Source organism: Micromonospora sp. NPDC004540 (assembly GCF_040610095.1).
GTDB lineage: Bacteria > Actinomycetota > Actinomycetes > Mycobacteriales > Micromonosporaceae > Micromonospora.
This window is the reverse complement of sequence record NZ_JBEXLR010000115.1, coordinates 5167-19016: the sequence shown is the minus strand read 5'-3', so window position 1 is coordinate 19016 and position 13850 is coordinate 5167. Positions and strand designations below refer to the sequence as shown.

Sequence of the window (13850 nt, the reverse complement as noted above, 5' to 3'; positions counted from 1 at the left end):
CCCGGGCGCGGCGCAGGCGGAGCTGGCGGCCGCCGGCGCGGTCGACGGGGTCGCCGCCGCCCGGCCCGGCGCGACCGGCGACCGGGTCGCCCAGGTCGACGTGGTGCTCGCGGCCGAGCCGGGCACCGCCGCCTCGGACCGGACCGTCGAGGCGCTGCGCGACGCGGTCGCCGCCGTGCCGGACTCCGCGCCGCCCGCGGTCGCCGGCGCCGGCGCCGCCGAGGGCGCGCTGGTCGGCGGTACGGTGGCCGCCACCTACGACTCGGACCGGGCGAACACCAGGGACCTGTGGCTGATCCTGCCGATCATCCTGCTGCTGGTCGGGGCGGTGCTGGTGCTGCTGCTGCGCGGGCTGCTGGCCCCGGTGCTGCTGGTGCTGACGGTCATCGCCTCGTTCTTCGCCAGCCTGGGCGCGGCCTGGCTGCTCTTCGACCGGGTGCTGGGCTTCCCGGCGCTGGACAGCGGCGTGCTGCTGCTCGCCTTCGTGTTCCTGGTGGCGCTGGGCGTGGACTACAACATCTTCCTGGTCACCCGGGCCCGCGAGGACGCCCGCCGGCTCGGCACCCGGGACGGGATGCGGTCCGCGCTGCGGGTCACCGGCGGGGTCATCACCAGCGCCGGGGTGCTGCTCGCGGCGGTCTTCGCCGTGCTCGGCGTGCTGCCGCTGCTCACCCTCACCCAGATCGGGATCATCGTCTGCGTCGGCGTGCTGCTGGACACGCTGCTGGTCCGCACCGTGCTGGTGCCGGCGCTGGCGTTCCTGCTGGGCGACCGGTTCTGGTGGCCCGGGCGGATCGCCCGCGAACCCGACGCCCCGGCGGAGACGCCCCCGGCGCCCGTCACGCCGGCCGGCGCGCGGGGCTGAGACCGGGCGGGGCCCCGGCGATCGCCCGCCGGGGCCCCGTTCCCGTCAGCTCAGTAGTTCAGGCAGACGCACTCGGTCATCAGCGCCCGCACGTTGCGCACGTACTGCGGGTTGGGGATGGCCAGCGGCTCGCCCTCGCGGGCCACCGCGCCGTGCCCGTAGTTGTACGCCGCGATCACCGCGTTGAGCAGGCAGGAGTTCAGCTCCGACGTGCAGAGCGAGGCGTCCAGCCGGTAGTCCGCCTCGAAGTACATGTCGCCGATGTACTTGGTGAGCCAGGCCAGGTAGGTGCCACCCAGGTAGGCGTTGTCGCGGTAGGCGTCGATGTCGTACGACTGGCCGAACCGCTGGTTCATCCAGTCCGCGGTGGCCGGCATGACCTGCATCAGCCCGATGCCGCCGTCGCAGGCCACGATGTTGGACTGCCAGCCGCTCTCCTGCCAGGCGGTCGCCTTGAGCAGGGTCAGCGGGATCTTGATGTCCGGTGCGGAGGTGGGCCAGTAGGTCCGCGCCGCCGCGTCGGACAGCGCCGACTTCACCTGGCTGCGGGTCGCCTGGGTGCCCCGGTAGCTGGGCTCGCAACCGCTCGCCGGCGGCTTCGGTGGGGGCGGCGGCACCTGGGTCTCGGTGGGCGGCTTCGGCTTGGCGAGTGGGCCGGTGGTGGTGCGCGTCGGTTTGGGCTTCGGCTTCGACGACGCGCTCGGGCTGGGCTTGGCGCTGGGCTTCGCGCCCATCGCCGCGACCGCCGGCGGTTCGTCGCTGGGCAGGTCGGCGGGGCCGTCCGCGGGCGCCTCGACGGGCGCCTCGCCGGTCACCTCGACCGCCACCTCGCGGGTCGGCTCCTCGCCGCCGCACCCGGTGACCACACTCGCCGCCAGCAGCGCGGCGATCGCCGCCGTGGCCCAGCGGCCGACTCCTCGACGCATCAGACCTCCCCCGTGGTCGTCCGCCGCACCCTAGCAGTCATCGCTGGGCCGGCGGGGCACCCGCGACGCCGGCCGGGAGGCCCGCGGCCGGGGCGGTCCGTCCCCCGTGGCCGGTCCGGCAGCGCCGGACGGCGGGTCGTCCCCGCCGACCGCGTGGTCCCGGGTGGTCCAGGCGACCACGAACACGGTGACCCAGGCCGCCCCGAGCAGCACCGAGGTGGCGGTGCCGCTGGCCGTGCTCCACCCCAGGTAGAGCCGGGCGCCGGTGACCGCGACCACGCCGGCCAGCGAGCCCGTCCAGACCGCCACCGCCACCGGCCAGCGGGCGCCCCGGGACAGCAGCCAGGCCAGCGTGCCGAGACTCGCCGTGACCACCGCGGTCTGGGTGGGCCGCAGGTCCGGGGCGGAGTCCGGGCCGCCCGGCCCGGTCAGGCCGGCGACCACCACGAGGACCACCAGCGGCACGAACGCGCCCACCGTGCCCAGCACGCTGAGCAGGTCGGCCCGCCAGGGCCGGTTCCGCCAGGCCACCACCGCCGCCACCAGGGCCACCGCGGCGATCAGCACCCAGCCGCGCAGCACCGAGACGGCGGCCAGCGCCGCATCGGCCACCCCGGCGGTACGCCGGGCGGCGAACCAGTCCGCGACGAGCCCGTCGAGCACCCCGAGCCCGCTGTGCCGGACCACCGCCTCCAGCACCGCCGCCACGGCCAGCCCGGCGGCGAACAGCAGCAGCAGGCCGGCGGCGAGGTTGATCAGCAGCGTCCCGGCCGGGCCGAACCGCATGGCGACCAGGAAGAACAGCACCCCGTAGCGGGCGCGCAGCCAGCGCAGCGGGGGCAGGGCGGCGGCCCGGGCGGCGAGCGCTCTTGCCGGGTCCGGGTTGCGGCCCAGCCAGCGGCCGGCCAGCACCACGCCGACCAGGCAGACCAGCAGCACGAGCACCGCGCCGGTGGCCCGGCCCAGGAGCCGGGACACCCGCTCGTACGACTCGCCGGCGGCGTAGCCGGCCAGCACGGAGGCGCCGACCCAGCTCACCACCCCGGCGAGGTTCCACGGCGCGAACCGCCGGTAGGGCAGCCCGGCCGCGCCGGCCAGCCGGGGCGCCAGGGTGCGGGCGAAGGCCACCCAGCGGGCGGCCAGCACGCCCCGGCCGCCGAGCCGGTCGAGCAGCGAGTCGGCGCGCCGCCACCGGTGCGGCCCGATCCGGGCGCCGAGGCCGGAGGCGCGCAGTTTCGGCCCGTACCGCCGGCCGGCGCGGAAGGCGAGTGTGTCTCCGATCACGGCGGCCGCCGTCATGGCCAGCAGCGCCGGAATAATCCGCAGCGTCCCCGCGTAGGCTAAGAAGCCGACCAGCAGCAGGGTCGCCTCGCCCGGCACGAGCAGTCCGAAGATCACCGCGGTCTCGCCCGCGACGATCGTCGCGGCGACCAGGTAGATCAGCAGGGGCGGCAGCTCCTGCAGCCAGTTCAGCAGGTCAGGCATCCGGTCCCCCGCACGGGAGCCAGCATGCCAGTCGCTGGAACGGTCGGGACAGCACTTTCGGCAGAGATCCGGGCGATCTCGGGGTGACCCCGAGGCGTGCCCGGCAACCGTAGACAGGAGTATGGAGGGTATGCAGCTACGCACCGACCTTCGCAACGTCGCCATCATCGCCCACGTCGACCACGGCAAGACGACCCTGGTCGACGCCATGTTGCGGCAGGCCGGCGCCTACGGCGCCCGTGGTGAGGACACCGAGCGGGTCATGGACTCGATGGACCTCGAGCGGGAAAAGGGCATCACCATCCTCGCCAAGAACACCGGCGTGCGCTACCTGCCGGCGGACGGCTCCGAGCCGGTGACGATCAACATCATCGACACCCCGGGGCACGCCGACTTCGGCGGCGAGGTCGAGCGCGGCCTCACCATGGTCGACGGTGTGGTGCTGCTGGTCGACGCCAGCGAGGGCCCGCTGCCGCAGACCCGGTTCGTGCTCCGCAAGGCGCTGCGCGCCCGGCTGCCGATCATCCTGGTGATCAACAAGGTCGACCGTCCCGACGCCCGGATCAAGGAGGTCGTGGACGACACCTACGAGCTCTTCCTGGACCTGGACGCCGACGAGGAGCAGATCGACTTCCCGATCGTCTACGCCTGCGCCCGCGACGGCATCGCCTCGCTGACCCAGCCCGCCGACGGCTCGGTGCCCGACGACAGCCACAACCTGGAGCCGCTGTTCCGCACCCTGCTGGACACCATCCCGGCCCCCGCGTACGAGGAGGACGCGCCGCTGCAGGCGCACGTCACCAACCTCGACGCCTCGCCGTTCCTCGGCCGGCTGGCGCTGTGCCGGGTCCGCCAGGGCACCATCAGCAAGGGCCAGACGGTCACCTGGTGCCGCACCGACGGCAGCAGCCAGCGGGTCCGCATCTCCGAGCTGCTGATGACCGAGGGCCTGGAGCGCAAGCCGGCCGACAGCGCCGGCCCGGGCGACATCATCGCCGTCGCCGGCATCCCGGAGATCATGATCGGCGAGACCCTGGCCGACGCCGAGAACCCGGTCCCGCTGCCGCTGATCACCGTCGACGAGCCGGCCATCTCGATGACCATCGGCACCAACACCTCGCCGCTGGTCGGCCGGGTCAAGGGCGCCAAGGTCACCGCCCGCATGGTCAAGGACCGGCTCGACAAGGAGCTGATCGGCAACGTCTCGCTGCGGGTGCTGCCCACCGAGCGGCCCGACGCCTGGGAGGTGCAGGGCCGCGGTGAGCTGGCCCTGGCGATCCTGGTCGAGCAGATGCGCCGCGAGTCCTACGAGCTGACCGTCGGCAAGCCGCAGGTGGTCACCAAGGAGATCGACGGGAAGACCTGCGAGCCGGTCGAGCGGCTGACCATCGACGCCCCGGAGGAGTACCTGGGCGCGATCACCCAGCTCCTCGCCACCCGCAAGGGCCGGATGGAGCAGCTGGTCAACCACGGCACCGGCTGGATCCGGATGGAGTGGCTGGTCCCGGCGCGCGGCCTCATCGGCTTCCGCACCGAGTTCCTCACCGAGACCCGCGGCACCGGCATCCTGCACCACGTCTTCGAGTCCTACGAGCCCTGGTTCGGCGAGCTGCGCACCCGCAACAACGGCTCGCTGGTCGCCGACCGCTCCGGCTCGGTCACCGCGTTCGCGATGACCAACCTCCAGGAGCGCGGCCAGCTCTTCGTCGAGCCGGGCACCGAGGTGTACGAGGGCATGATCGTCGGTGAGAACTCCCGCTCCGACGACATGGACGTCAACATCACCAAGGAGAAGAAGCTCACCAACATGCGGTCGTCGACCGCGGACGAGACCGAGAAGCTGATCCCGCCGCGCAAGCTGTCGCTGGAGCAGGCCCTCGAGTTCTGCCGCGAGGACGAGTGCGTCGAGGTGACTCCGGCCGCGGTGCGGATCCGCAAGGTGGTGCTGGACCAGACCCAGCGCGGCCGGATGGCCGCCCGCCGCAAGCACGCCGGCTGACCCACACAGCCGCCCGGAGCCCGGCCCGCCATCGGCGGACCGGGCTCCGCCCGTTCCAGCCCGATTCCCGGCCCCGGCCTCCGGCCCCGCCCCCGGCCCCGGCCCACGGCCCACGGCCCCCGGCCCCCAGCCCCCAGCCCCCAGCCCCCAGCCCCAGCCCCCAGCCCCCAGCGATCATGAAGTTAGCGGCAGTTTCGGAGATCGACATCGCCGTCAACTTCATGATCAACCGGTCGGGTGGAAGCCGGGGAGGGTGGGGAGGGCGGGGGCTGGGATGTGGGTGTTCAGGCGGGTTTGGTGGCCTGGAAGGCCAGGATGTCGGGGAGGGGGCCGGGGCCGGACTCGCGGACGCGGGTCACGGCGAGGCCGGCGGCGGTAACCGCGTTGAGCAGGTCGGCCAGCGGCAGGTGCCAGGCGCCGACCCGGGCGCGCACCCCCGTGGTGTTCCAGGACCGGAAGCTGCGCTCCCGCTCGGCGTACCCGCCGTCGATCACGGCCCGGCCCGGCTCGGAGCGGTCGGCGAACGCCCCGACGAAGCAGGGGTGCACGCCGACGTGGACCAGCCGCCCACCGGGCGCCAGCACCCGGGCCGCCTCGGCGATCGCCGCCGGATAGTCCGGCATGTCGGTGTGGGCGAGCACGCAGGCGACGGCGGGCACGGCGCCGTCCGCCAGGGGCAGGGCGGTGGCGTCGGCCCGGGCCACCGGGAGCCGCGCCCGGCCAAGGCGCAGCTGCCCCGCCGACAGGTCCACCCCGATCGGCCGCCAACCCAGCCGGCGCAGCTCGGCGGCGTGGGCCCCGGTCCCGCAGCACAGGTCGAGGCAGCGCCCTGGACCTCGGCCGAGCAGCTCGGCCAGCACCGACCGGACCCGGTCGCTGTAGTCGGTGGCGGTGGTCGTGACGTAGTCGTCGTACCAGTCGGCGATGGCGTCGTACGCGGCGGTCGTCATCTCCGCACGCTAGACCCGGCCCGGCCGGGACCGCAGCCCCGTCACGCGCGAAGATCCGCTACGGTCACCGGCATGACCTGGGAGGATCTCGACGCCCACCTGGACAAGGTGCCCGGCACCGTCTCCGCGTACGTGGGGCGGCTGGGCGCCGCGCCCACCTGGACCCGGCAGGCCGACGCCACCCACTACGCGGCCAGCACCATGAAGGCCGCCGTGCTGGTGGCCCTGCACCGCGCCGCCGAGGCCGGCCGGCTCGACCTGGACGAGCCCGTCCCGGTGCGCAACGCGTTCGACTCCGCCCTGCCCGGCGCGCCCCGGTTCGCCAACGCCCGGCACTACGACAACGACGACGCGGTCTGGGCGCGGGTGGGCGGCGAGGCTCCGCTGCGCTGGCTCGCCGAACGGATGATCGTCCGCTCCAGCAACCTGGCCACCAACATCTGCATCGGTCACGTCGGGCTGCCCGCCCAGGCCGAGGCGTGGACGCTGGCCGGGGCCCGGCACAGCGTCACCGGCCGGGGCATCGAGGACTTCGCGGCCCGCGACGCCGGCATCGACAACCTGGTCACCGCCGCCGACCTGGCCGCCCTGCTCGGCGGGCTGGCGCTCGGCGCGGACCGGCCCGGCCCGCTCGCCTCGCCGGCCGGCTGCGCGGCCATGCTGGACGTGCTGTTCGCCCAGGAGCACCGCGAGGACCTCGCCGCCGGGCTGCCCGACGGGACGAGGATCGCGCACAAGAACGGCTGGGTACGCGGCATCCGGCACGGCGCCGGGGTGGTCTTCCCCGACGACGCGCCGCCGTACGCCGTGGTGGTGTGCACCACCACCGACCTGGCCGACGGCGGCCCGAGCGGCGAGGAGATCGAGGACGACGCCTGCCGCCTCATCGCGCACGTCTCCGCGCGGGTCTGGGCGGCCCGGCACGACCTGGCCGGCTGACCGCTCAGTCCAGCAGGTTCGCGCGCAGCGCGGCCAGCGTCCCGTCGGTCAGCCCCAGGCCGTCGCGCAGGTAGGCGTCGAACGAGCCGTGCACCCGGTGTACCTCGTCGTAGGCGGCGTCCAGGTACTCCGGCCGCACCTCCAGCAGCGGCCGGGCGACCGCCGGGTCCAGGTCGGGCAGGCGGCGGGTCATCGCGGCCAGCAGCACCTCGCGCAGGCTCTCGGTCAGCTCGTTGTGCCGCAGGTAGTCGGCCCGGATCACCGGCTCGTCCACGCCGAGCGCGGTGAGCAGCACCACCGACAGCCAGCCGGTGCGGTCCTTGCCGGCCGAGCAGTGGAACAGCAGCGGCAGGTTCGCCCCGTCGGCGGCCAGGCGCACCGCCGTCCCGAACCCCTCCCGCGCCGACTCGCCGGTCACGAACCACCGGTAGATCGCCGCCATCGCCCCCGGCATGCCGTCCCGGGCCAGCTCCTCGTACGCGTCGAGGTCGTGGCCGAGCAGCACCGCCGAGACGTAGGTGAACACCGGGTGGGCCGCGTCGTAGACCGGCAGGTGCACCACCCGCGGCTCGCCGGCCAGGCGGTCGGGTGGGGCGACCGCCTGCTCGGTGCCGTGCCGCAGATCCACCACGCAGGCCGGCGCCAGCTTGCCCAGCACCGGCAGGTCCTCGTCGGTGAGCCGGCCCAGCGCGGCGGTGCGGATCAACCGGCCGGCGCGCACCCGCCGTCCGTCGGAGGTGGGCAACCCGCCCAGGTCACGGGCGTTCGGCGCGCCCACCAGCTCCCAGTCCCGCCCGGTCATCGGCCCTCCCCTGATCGCCGCCAGCTCCGTATAGGGTGCCCCACATGACGATCGCCGCGGTACGCACCCACCGGCTCTCGGCGCCCCTACACACCCCGTTCGTCACCGCGCTGCGCCGCACCACCACAGTGGACACCCTGGTCGTGGAGGTGGTGGACAGCGACGGGCGGTCGGGCTTCGGCGAGGCACCGCAGGTCTGGCAGGTGACCGGCGCGTCGATCGCCGGCGCCGAGGCGTGCGTCCAGCAGCTGCTCGGTCCGCTGCTGACCGGGCGGGACGCCGACGACCTCCAGGCCCGCTGCGCCGAGGTGCGCCGCGCGGTGGTGGGCAACGAGTCGGCCCGCGCGGCCGTCGACGTCGCCCTGCACGACCTGGCCGCGCGGCGGCTCGGCGTACCCCTGGTGCGGTTGCTCGGCGGCACCACGCTGCGCGTTCCGACGGACGTCACCCTGGCCGCCGGCGACGCGGTGGACCTCGCGGCGGCGGCCACCCGGCGCCGCGCCGAGGGGTTCACCGTGCTGAAGCTCAAGGTCGGCACCGACGCGCGGGGCGACCTGGACCGGGTCCGCGCCGTCCGGGCCGCAGTCGGCCCCGACGTGCGGATCCGGCTCGACGCCAACCAGGGGTGGACGCCGCGCGAGGCGGTCCGGGTGATCCGCGGCATCGAGGACGCCGGGCTCGACGTCGAGCTGGTCGAGCAGCCGGTGCACCGGCGGGACCTGGACGGGCTGGCCTGGGTCAGCGACCGGGTGGAGCTGCCGGTCCTCGCCGACGAGTCGGTGTTCGACCTGCGCGACCTGGTCGAGGTGATCCGCCGCCGGGCGGCCGACATGGTCAACGTCAAGCTGGCCAAGTGCGGCGGTCTGCACACCGCCCGGGCGCTGCTCGACCTGGCCGCCGCGCACGGCATGGGCACCATCGTGGGCTCGATGATGGAGAGCCAGGTCGGTCTGAGCGCGGCGGCGAGCCTGGTCGCCGCCTGCGGCACCACGGCCGTGTCGGACCTCGACGCCGCCTGGTGGCTGGCCTGGTCGCCGGTCGCCGGCGGCATCCGGTACGACGGCGCGAGCGTCGTGCTGCCGGACGCTCCGGGGCTCGGCATCGCGCAGGTGAATGAAGCAAAGATTCAGCCGCGCGGTTGAGAGCCGTTGGAATTTTTCATAGGGTCGGCCGAAGAGGCGTGACGTGGGGGTGGACGTGGAGCTTCAACCGGGCCGCGAGGCCGTCGTCCGGGTCCCGGTGGCGACCCTCTGGACCGCGCCCGAGGCGGTCCGTCCGGTCGACCGCCCCGCCCTGTCCGACGCGCCCGACACCGCCGCCTGGGTCGCCGGCATGGACCGCGACCAGCAGGTCGGCGACTGCGTCCTGACCCAGCTGCTGCTCGGCGAGCGGGTGCTGGTCACCGAGCTGCGCGCGGACGGCTGGGCACACGCCGTCGCCCTGGAGCAGCCCGCCAAGCTCGACGTACGCGGCTATCCCGGCTGGCTGCCGGCCGCGCAGCTCGCCGCTCCGGCGGAGCCCGGCCCGCCGGCCACCCCGCTGGTGGTGGACGCCGTCCGCACCGCGCTGCGCGCGGCCCCCGACGGCCCGCCGGCGCTGACCGGCGTGGTCCTCGGCACCCGCCTCGCCCCGGCCGGACGGCCGGTGGACGGCTGGCGGCCGGTCCTCGTGCCCGGCCGGGCCGACCCGCTCTGGGCCCCCGAGGGCGACCTGGTCCCGCTGCCCGCCGAGCGGCCGGAGGCCAAGGAGGTGCTCGCCGTCGCCGAGCGGCTGCGCGACCTCGTCTACGTCTGGGGCGGGCTGTCCACCCACGGCATCGACTGCTCCGGCCTGGTGCAGCTGGCCTGGCGCCGGTACGGCATCACGCTGCCCCGGGACGCCGACGACCAGGCCGAGGCGACCACTCCCCTGGCGCTGGGCGAGGAATGCCCCGGCGACCTCTACTTCTTCGCCCGGCCCGGCCGGCGCATCCACCACGTCGGCATCGTCAGCACCGAGCCGCAGGGCGGGGCACGGCGGATGCTGCACGCCTGCTACGTGAAGCGCCGGGTCGTGGAGGAGCAGCTCCCGCCGGACCGCGAGGCCACCCTGGTCGGCGCCCACCGGATCTGACCCCCGTACGCCGAAAGGGGCGCTCCCCACCGCGGGAGCGCCCCTTTTCGCGTGGGTCGGTCAGCGACGGGCCTCGGCCAGCTCGCGGCGCCGGTCGCGGGACGACTTGACCAGGCTGGCCGCGGTGGCCGCGGCGAGGGTGCCCAGGATGACGATGAGCGACAGCCAGATCGGGATGTGCGGGGCCCAGCCCACGTGCTCGCCGCCGTTGACGAACGGCAGGTTGTTGTCGGCGAGGGCCTCCAGGACCAGCTTGACCCCGATGAAGCCGAGCACCACGGCCAGGCCGTAGCTGAGGTAGATCAGCCGGTCAAGCAGGCCGCCGAGCAGGAAGTAGAGCTGCCGCAGCCCCATCAGCGCGAACACGTTCGCGGTGAAGACCAGGTACGGCTCCTGGGTGATGCCGAAGATCGCCGGGATCGAGTCGAGGGCGAAGATCAGGTCGGTGGTGCCGATCGCGATCATCACGATCAGCATCGGGGTGAACAGCCGCCGCCCGTTCTCGTGGGTGGTCAGCCGCGCCCCGTCGAAGTCGCGGGACAGCGGCAGCGCCTTGCGGCTCCACCGGATCAGCACGTTCTCGCTGAACTCGTCCTCGTCCGGCTCCCCCTGGCGGGCCAGGTTGACCGCCGTGTAGATCAGGAACGCGCCGAAGATGTAGAACACCCAGGAGAACTGGGAGATCAGCGCGGCGCCCGCGGCGATGAAGCCACCCCGCATGACCAGCGCCAGCAGGATGCCGATGAGCAGCACCTTCTGCTGGTACCGCCGGGGCACCCCGAAGCGGGCCATGATGATCACGAAGACGAAGAGGTTGTCCACCGAGAGGCTGTATTCGGTGAGCCACCCGGTGTAGAACTGGCCCGCCACGCTGGGGCCTGAGGTGAGCCACAGCCCCGCCCCGAAGAGCAGGGCCAACGCCACGTAGAAGCCGACCCACAGGCTCGACTCGCGGACGCTGGGCTCGTGCGGGCGGCGACCGATGATGAACAGGTCGACCAGCAGGACCGCGGTCAGCGCGACCAGCGTCCCCGCCCACACCACTCCGGACACGTTCAAATCCATCCTCCGGCAGACACACAGCGTCGGGCACACCGTACGCCGAGTGAGGGGCCGGGGTGCGTCGACGCTGACTCTGGTGACTGTCGGAGGTCTCTTCCGCCACCGACCCGGGGAACGGGTCGGTGACCGACGGAGCCGGGTCGTGCCACCGGGGGGCCGGCGCTCTTCCGTGCTGACGACTCCGTCGCGAGGGAATACTCCCCTCCTCGGCCGCCATTGTTCACCATCGGCCCGGGTCGGCGCATCTTCGGGGCCCTGTTTGCCGGAGTCATCCCCTTCCGGTGTGCGGCATGTCTCGCCGCGCAGGGCATCCTAGGAGGCTAGGTGCCCAGCTTCCGATCGGACTCAGGTGGGCGCTCAGGACGCGGGTGCCAGCGGATCCGTGAAGGACCAGCCCGCCGACAGCAGGGCGTCGCAGGCGGCGACGGCGACCGCCAGCCGCTCCTCGTGCGACCCGCGCAGCTCGACCACCGGCGCCCCGCAGCCCGCCAGCTCCGCCCGGAACCGCCCGGTCATCCAGGCCCGCAGGTGCTCCCCGTCGCGCAGGCCGTCGTCGGCGAAGGGCACCCCCTCGTGGTCGGTCAGCAGGTACAGCGCCGGCCGGCGGGCGGCCGCCCGGACCGCCTCCGACGAGGACCCGAGGTAGCGCTCCTCCCAGATCGCGGTGGCCCGCGCGTCGGTGTCGCAGAACAGCAGCGGGCCGCTGACCCGGGCCGCCGCGTCCTCGGCGGCCTGCTGCTCGCGGACCACCGCGACGAAGTCGTCCCGGTCCCAGGTGACGTCGAAGATCGTCGCGGCGGGACGCACGCGCCGCAGCCCGGCGAGCTTGCGCTCGGTCAGCTCGCGGCCGTACTCGGGGACCCAGGAAGTGCCGTAGCGGGCGGCGAGCGCCGCGGCCATCGTCGTGGTGCCGGTGGACTCGGCCCCGACCACCACGACCCGGCGGACCAGCCACGCGCGCACCGGCGGGCTCAGCCAACGCCAGTGCGCCGCCGGGTCCGCGCGAACGGCCGTGCCGGAGACCGGAACGCCGCGCCGGTCCAGGTCCACGCAGACCGCGGCCGCGTCGAACCGGCGGGCCAACTCCTCGCCGTACGCCTCGGAGGAGAAGACCGCGTCCACCGGCTGCCCGCCGAGTGCGTCGGCGAACACCGCGCAGTGCAGGTCCCAGATCGCCGGGTCGGCGTAGTCGACCGGGTGGTCGTCGTAGCGGCCGACGAACCGCACCCAGGGCGTGGCGGCGTGCGCCTCGCGCAGCCAGGCGACGCGCAGGTCGAGCGGGATCGACTCGCGCCGGGACGGGGCGACCACCACGGTGACCGCCGCGCAGCGGGCCGCGGCCGCCTCGATCAGCGCGTGGTGCCCGGCGTGCGGCGGGTAGAACTTGCCCACCACCAGGCCGTGCCGGAACTCGCGGCCCGCGCCGGCGGTCACACTTTGCCCGCTCACGCGGCGACCGGGGCCGGGCCGGGCGGCACCAGGGTCGCCACCACCCGCCGGCGCAGGTCCGCCCGCCACTCCCGCAGCCCGACCACGCAGAGCCCCAGGAAGATCAGGTAGAGGCCGCCGGTCAGCCAGAGTCCCTTGTACGCGTAGAGCGGGATGTAGATCAGGTCGGCGGCGATCCACAGCCACCAGCTCTCCACCAGCTTGCGGGTCTGGCCGTAGGTGGCGAGCAGCGAGAGCGCGGTGGTGACCGCGTCGGCCAGCGGCACCGTGGAGTCGGTGGCCCGGTCCAGCAGCGCCCAGAGCCCGGCGGTGAGCAGGACCCCGGCCACGCCGAGCGCCCACCACTCCCGCCGGCCGGTCCGGGCCACGGTCAGCCGGCTGCGGCGCTCGCCGCCGACGAGCCAGTGCCACCAGCCGTAGAGGCCGAGGAGGACGTAGACGACCTGGAGGCCGGCGTCGGCGTACAGGCCGGCGGTCCAGAACAGCAGCATCAGCAGCAGCACGTTGGCGATGCCGATCGGCCAGTTGGCGATGTGCTGCCGCGCCACCAGCCAGACGTTGACCACACCGGTGGCGAAGCCGAGCAGCTCGGCCCAGGTGGTGCCGGCGCCCAGGGCGGTGAACGCCGTGGCGGTGAGCCAGTCGAGCATGTTGTCCTCCCCCGTCTACCCGAGCGCCCACCCTAGAGGCGGTGTGGCGCGCGGAACAGTCCCCGGGGCGTACCGGACGGCGGCCGGCGTGCGAGGCTTTCGGGCATGGTTCTTGAGGTCGCGCTGATCGACGTGACGCCCGAAAACGAGGACGACTTCGCCGCCGCGTACGCGAAGGCGCGCCCGATCCTCGCCGGCACCGAGGGCTGCCGCTCGGTGCGGATGACCCGCGGCATCGAGTCGCCGTCCCGGTTCGTGCTCCTGGTCGAGTGGGACTCGGTCGAGGCGCACGACGTCAACTTCCGGCAGAGCGAGCGCTTCGGGCAGTGGCGGGAGCTGATCGGCCCCTACTTCGCCGGCCCGCCGCTGGTCGAGCACTTCGTCGACGTGCCGGCCTGAACTGTCGTACCCCTGACCTAGCCTGCGCTCGACGCGCCGGCCACCGGCTCCGACGGCAATCGGGGGCGCCGGACCCGGTGGCCGCGCGCCGAACGCCGCGCCGGACAGAACAATGGCTCCGACGGCAATCGGGGGCGCCGGACCCGGTGGCCGCGCGCCGAACGCCGCGCCGGACAGAACAATGGCTCCGACGGCAATCGGGGGCGCCGGAC

At 74.3% G+C, this 13850-nt stretch carries 13 protein-coding genes; 6 read left to right on the top strand and 7 right to left on the bottom strand.

Annotated elements, in window-relative coordinates:
• Window positions 1–865, top strand: an 865-nt coding sequence (locus ABZV78_RS27660) for an MMPL family transporter (RefSeq protein WP_355643183.1), incomplete at its 5' end; no start/stop codon positions are given.
• 50 nt (window positions 866–915) lie between these two features.
• Here the strand turns inward: ABZV78_RS27660 and ABZV78_RS27655 are convergent.
• Together ABZV78_RS27655 and ABZV78_RS27650 are read right to left on the bottom strand one after the other, a co-directional pair.
• On the bottom strand, window positions 916–1791 hold the full coding sequence (locus ABZV78_RS27655) for a lytic transglycosylase domain-containing protein (protein WP_355643178.1): 876 nt from the start codon (window positions 1789–1791) through the stop codon (window positions 916–918).
• A gap of 30 nt (window positions 1792–1821) precedes the next feature.
• Window positions 1822–3276: a DedA family protein gene (locus ABZV78_RS27650; protein ID WP_355643176.1), complete on the bottom strand. Its 1455-nt coding sequence runs from the start codon at window positions 3274–3276 to the stop codon at window positions 1822–1824.
• Window positions 3277–3406: 130 nt separating this feature from the next.
• Here ABZV78_RS27650 and typA point away from each other — a divergent pair, with 130 nt between their 5' ends.
• Window positions 3407–5275: a translational GTPase TypA gene (typA, locus tag ABZV78_RS27645; RefSeq protein ID WP_091320684.1), complete on the top strand. Its 1869-nt coding sequence runs from the start codon at window positions 3407–3409 to the stop codon at window positions 5273–5275.
• 284 nt (window positions 5276–5559) lie between these two features.
• Here the strand turns inward: typA and ABZV78_RS27640 are convergent, their stop codons facing one another.
• A complete protein-coding gene (locus ABZV78_RS27640) occupies window positions 5560–6225 on the bottom strand; it encodes a methyltransferase domain-containing protein (protein WP_355643174.1) in 666 nt (221 codons plus the stop codon).
• A gap of 72 nt (window positions 6226–6297) precedes the next feature.
• Here ABZV78_RS27640 and ABZV78_RS27635 point away from each other — a divergent pair, with 72 nt between their 5' ends.
• Window positions 6298–7164, top strand: coding sequence for a serine hydrolase (locus ABZV78_RS27635; RefSeq protein WP_355643172.1), 867 nt, complete (start codon window positions 6298–6300; stop codon window positions 7162–7164).
• A 4-nt stretch (window positions 7165–7168) separates the two neighbouring features.
• Here ABZV78_RS27635 and ABZV78_RS27630 read toward each other — a convergent pair whose 3' ends face one another.
• On the bottom strand, window positions 7169–7966 hold the full coding sequence (locus tag ABZV78_RS27630; RefSeq protein ID WP_355643170.1) for a tyrosine-protein phosphatase: 798 nt from the start codon (window positions 7964–7966) through the stop codon (window positions 7169–7171).
• A gap of 44 nt (window positions 7967–8010) precedes the next feature.
• Here ABZV78_RS27630 and ABZV78_RS27625 point away from each other — a divergent pair, with 44 nt between their 5' ends.
• Both ABZV78_RS27625 and ABZV78_RS27620 read left to right on the top strand, forming a co-directional pair.
• Entirely contained in the window at window positions 8011–9108 is a 1098-nt protein-coding gene (locus tag ABZV78_RS27625; protein ID WP_355643168.1) for a dipeptide epimerase, read from the top strand.
• 43 nt (window positions 9109–9151) lie between these two features.
• Window positions 9152–10078: an NlpC/P60 family protein gene (locus ABZV78_RS27620; protein WP_355643166.1), complete on the top strand. Its 927-nt coding sequence runs from the start codon at window positions 9152–9154 to the stop codon at window positions 10076–10078.
• 60 nt (window positions 10079–10138) lie between these two features.
• Here ABZV78_RS27620 and ABZV78_RS27615 read toward each other — a convergent pair whose 3' ends face one another.
• The 3 genes from ABZV78_RS27615 to pnuC form a co-directional block, all read right to left on the bottom strand.
• Window positions 10139–11137, bottom strand: coding sequence for a TerC family protein (locus ABZV78_RS27615; RefSeq protein ID WP_355643164.1), 999 nt, complete (start codon window positions 11135–11137; stop codon window positions 10139–10141).
• A 360-nt stretch (window positions 11138–11497) separates the two neighbouring features.
• Entirely contained in the window at window positions 11498–12589 is a 1092-nt protein-coding gene (locus ABZV78_RS27610; protein WP_355643162.1) for an AAA family ATPase, read from the bottom strand.
• Window positions 12586–13239, bottom strand: a complete 654-nt coding sequence (gene pnuC / locus ABZV78_RS27605; protein WP_355643160.1) for a nicotinamide riboside transporter PnuC — start codon at window positions 13237–13239, stop codon at window positions 12586–12588. Before pnuC ends, ABZV78_RS27610 begins: the two co-directional genes overlap by 4 nt.
• Before the next feature lie 105 nt (window positions 13240–13344).
• Between pnuC and ABZV78_RS27600 the strand changes: the two genes are divergently transcribed.
• Window positions 13345–13638, top strand: a complete 294-nt coding sequence (locus ABZV78_RS27600; RefSeq protein WP_355643159.1) for an antibiotic biosynthesis monooxygenase — start codon at window positions 13345–13347, stop codon at window positions 13636–13638.
• The last annotated feature ends 212 nt before the right edge of the window (window positions 13639–13850 follow it).

Excerpts from the sequence above, each read along its gene's own strand:
- ABZV78_RS27640 (WP_355643174.1), bottom strand. The coding sequence starts at position 6,225 with ATGACGACCGCCGCGTACGACGCCATCGCCGACTGGTACGACGACTAC.
- ABZV78_RS27655 (WP_355643178.1), bottom strand. The coding sequence starts at position 1,791 with ATGCGTCGAGGAGTCGGCCGCTGGGCCACGGCGGCGATCGCCGCGCTG.
- ABZV78_RS27630 (WP_355643170.1), bottom strand. The coding sequence starts at position 7,966 with ATGACCGGGCGGGACTGGGAGCTGGTGGGCGCGCCGAACGCCCGTGAC.
- ABZV78_RS27625 (WP_355643168.1), top strand. The coding sequence starts at position 8,011 with ATGACGATCGCCGCGGTACGCACCCACCGGCTCTCGGCGCCCCTACAC.
- typA (WP_091320684.1), top strand. The coding sequence starts at position 3,407 with ATGCAGCTACGCACCGACCTTCGCAACGTCGCCATCATCGCCCACGTC.
- ABZV78_RS27600 (WP_355643159.1), top strand. The coding sequence starts at position 13,345 with ATGGTTCTTGAGGTCGCGCTGATCGACGTGACGCCCGAAAACGAGGAC.
- pnuC (WP_355643160.1), bottom strand. The coding sequence starts at position 13,239 with ATGCTCGACTGGCTCACCGCCACGGCGTTCACCGCCCTGGGCGCCGGC.
- ABZV78_RS27635 (WP_355643172.1), top strand. The coding sequence starts at position 6,298 with ATGACCTGGGAGGATCTCGACGCCCACCTGGACAAGGTGCCCGGCACC.
- ABZV78_RS27650 (WP_355643176.1), bottom strand. The coding sequence starts at position 3,276 with ATGCCTGACCTGCTGAACTGGCTGCAGGAGCTGCCGCCCCTGCTGATC.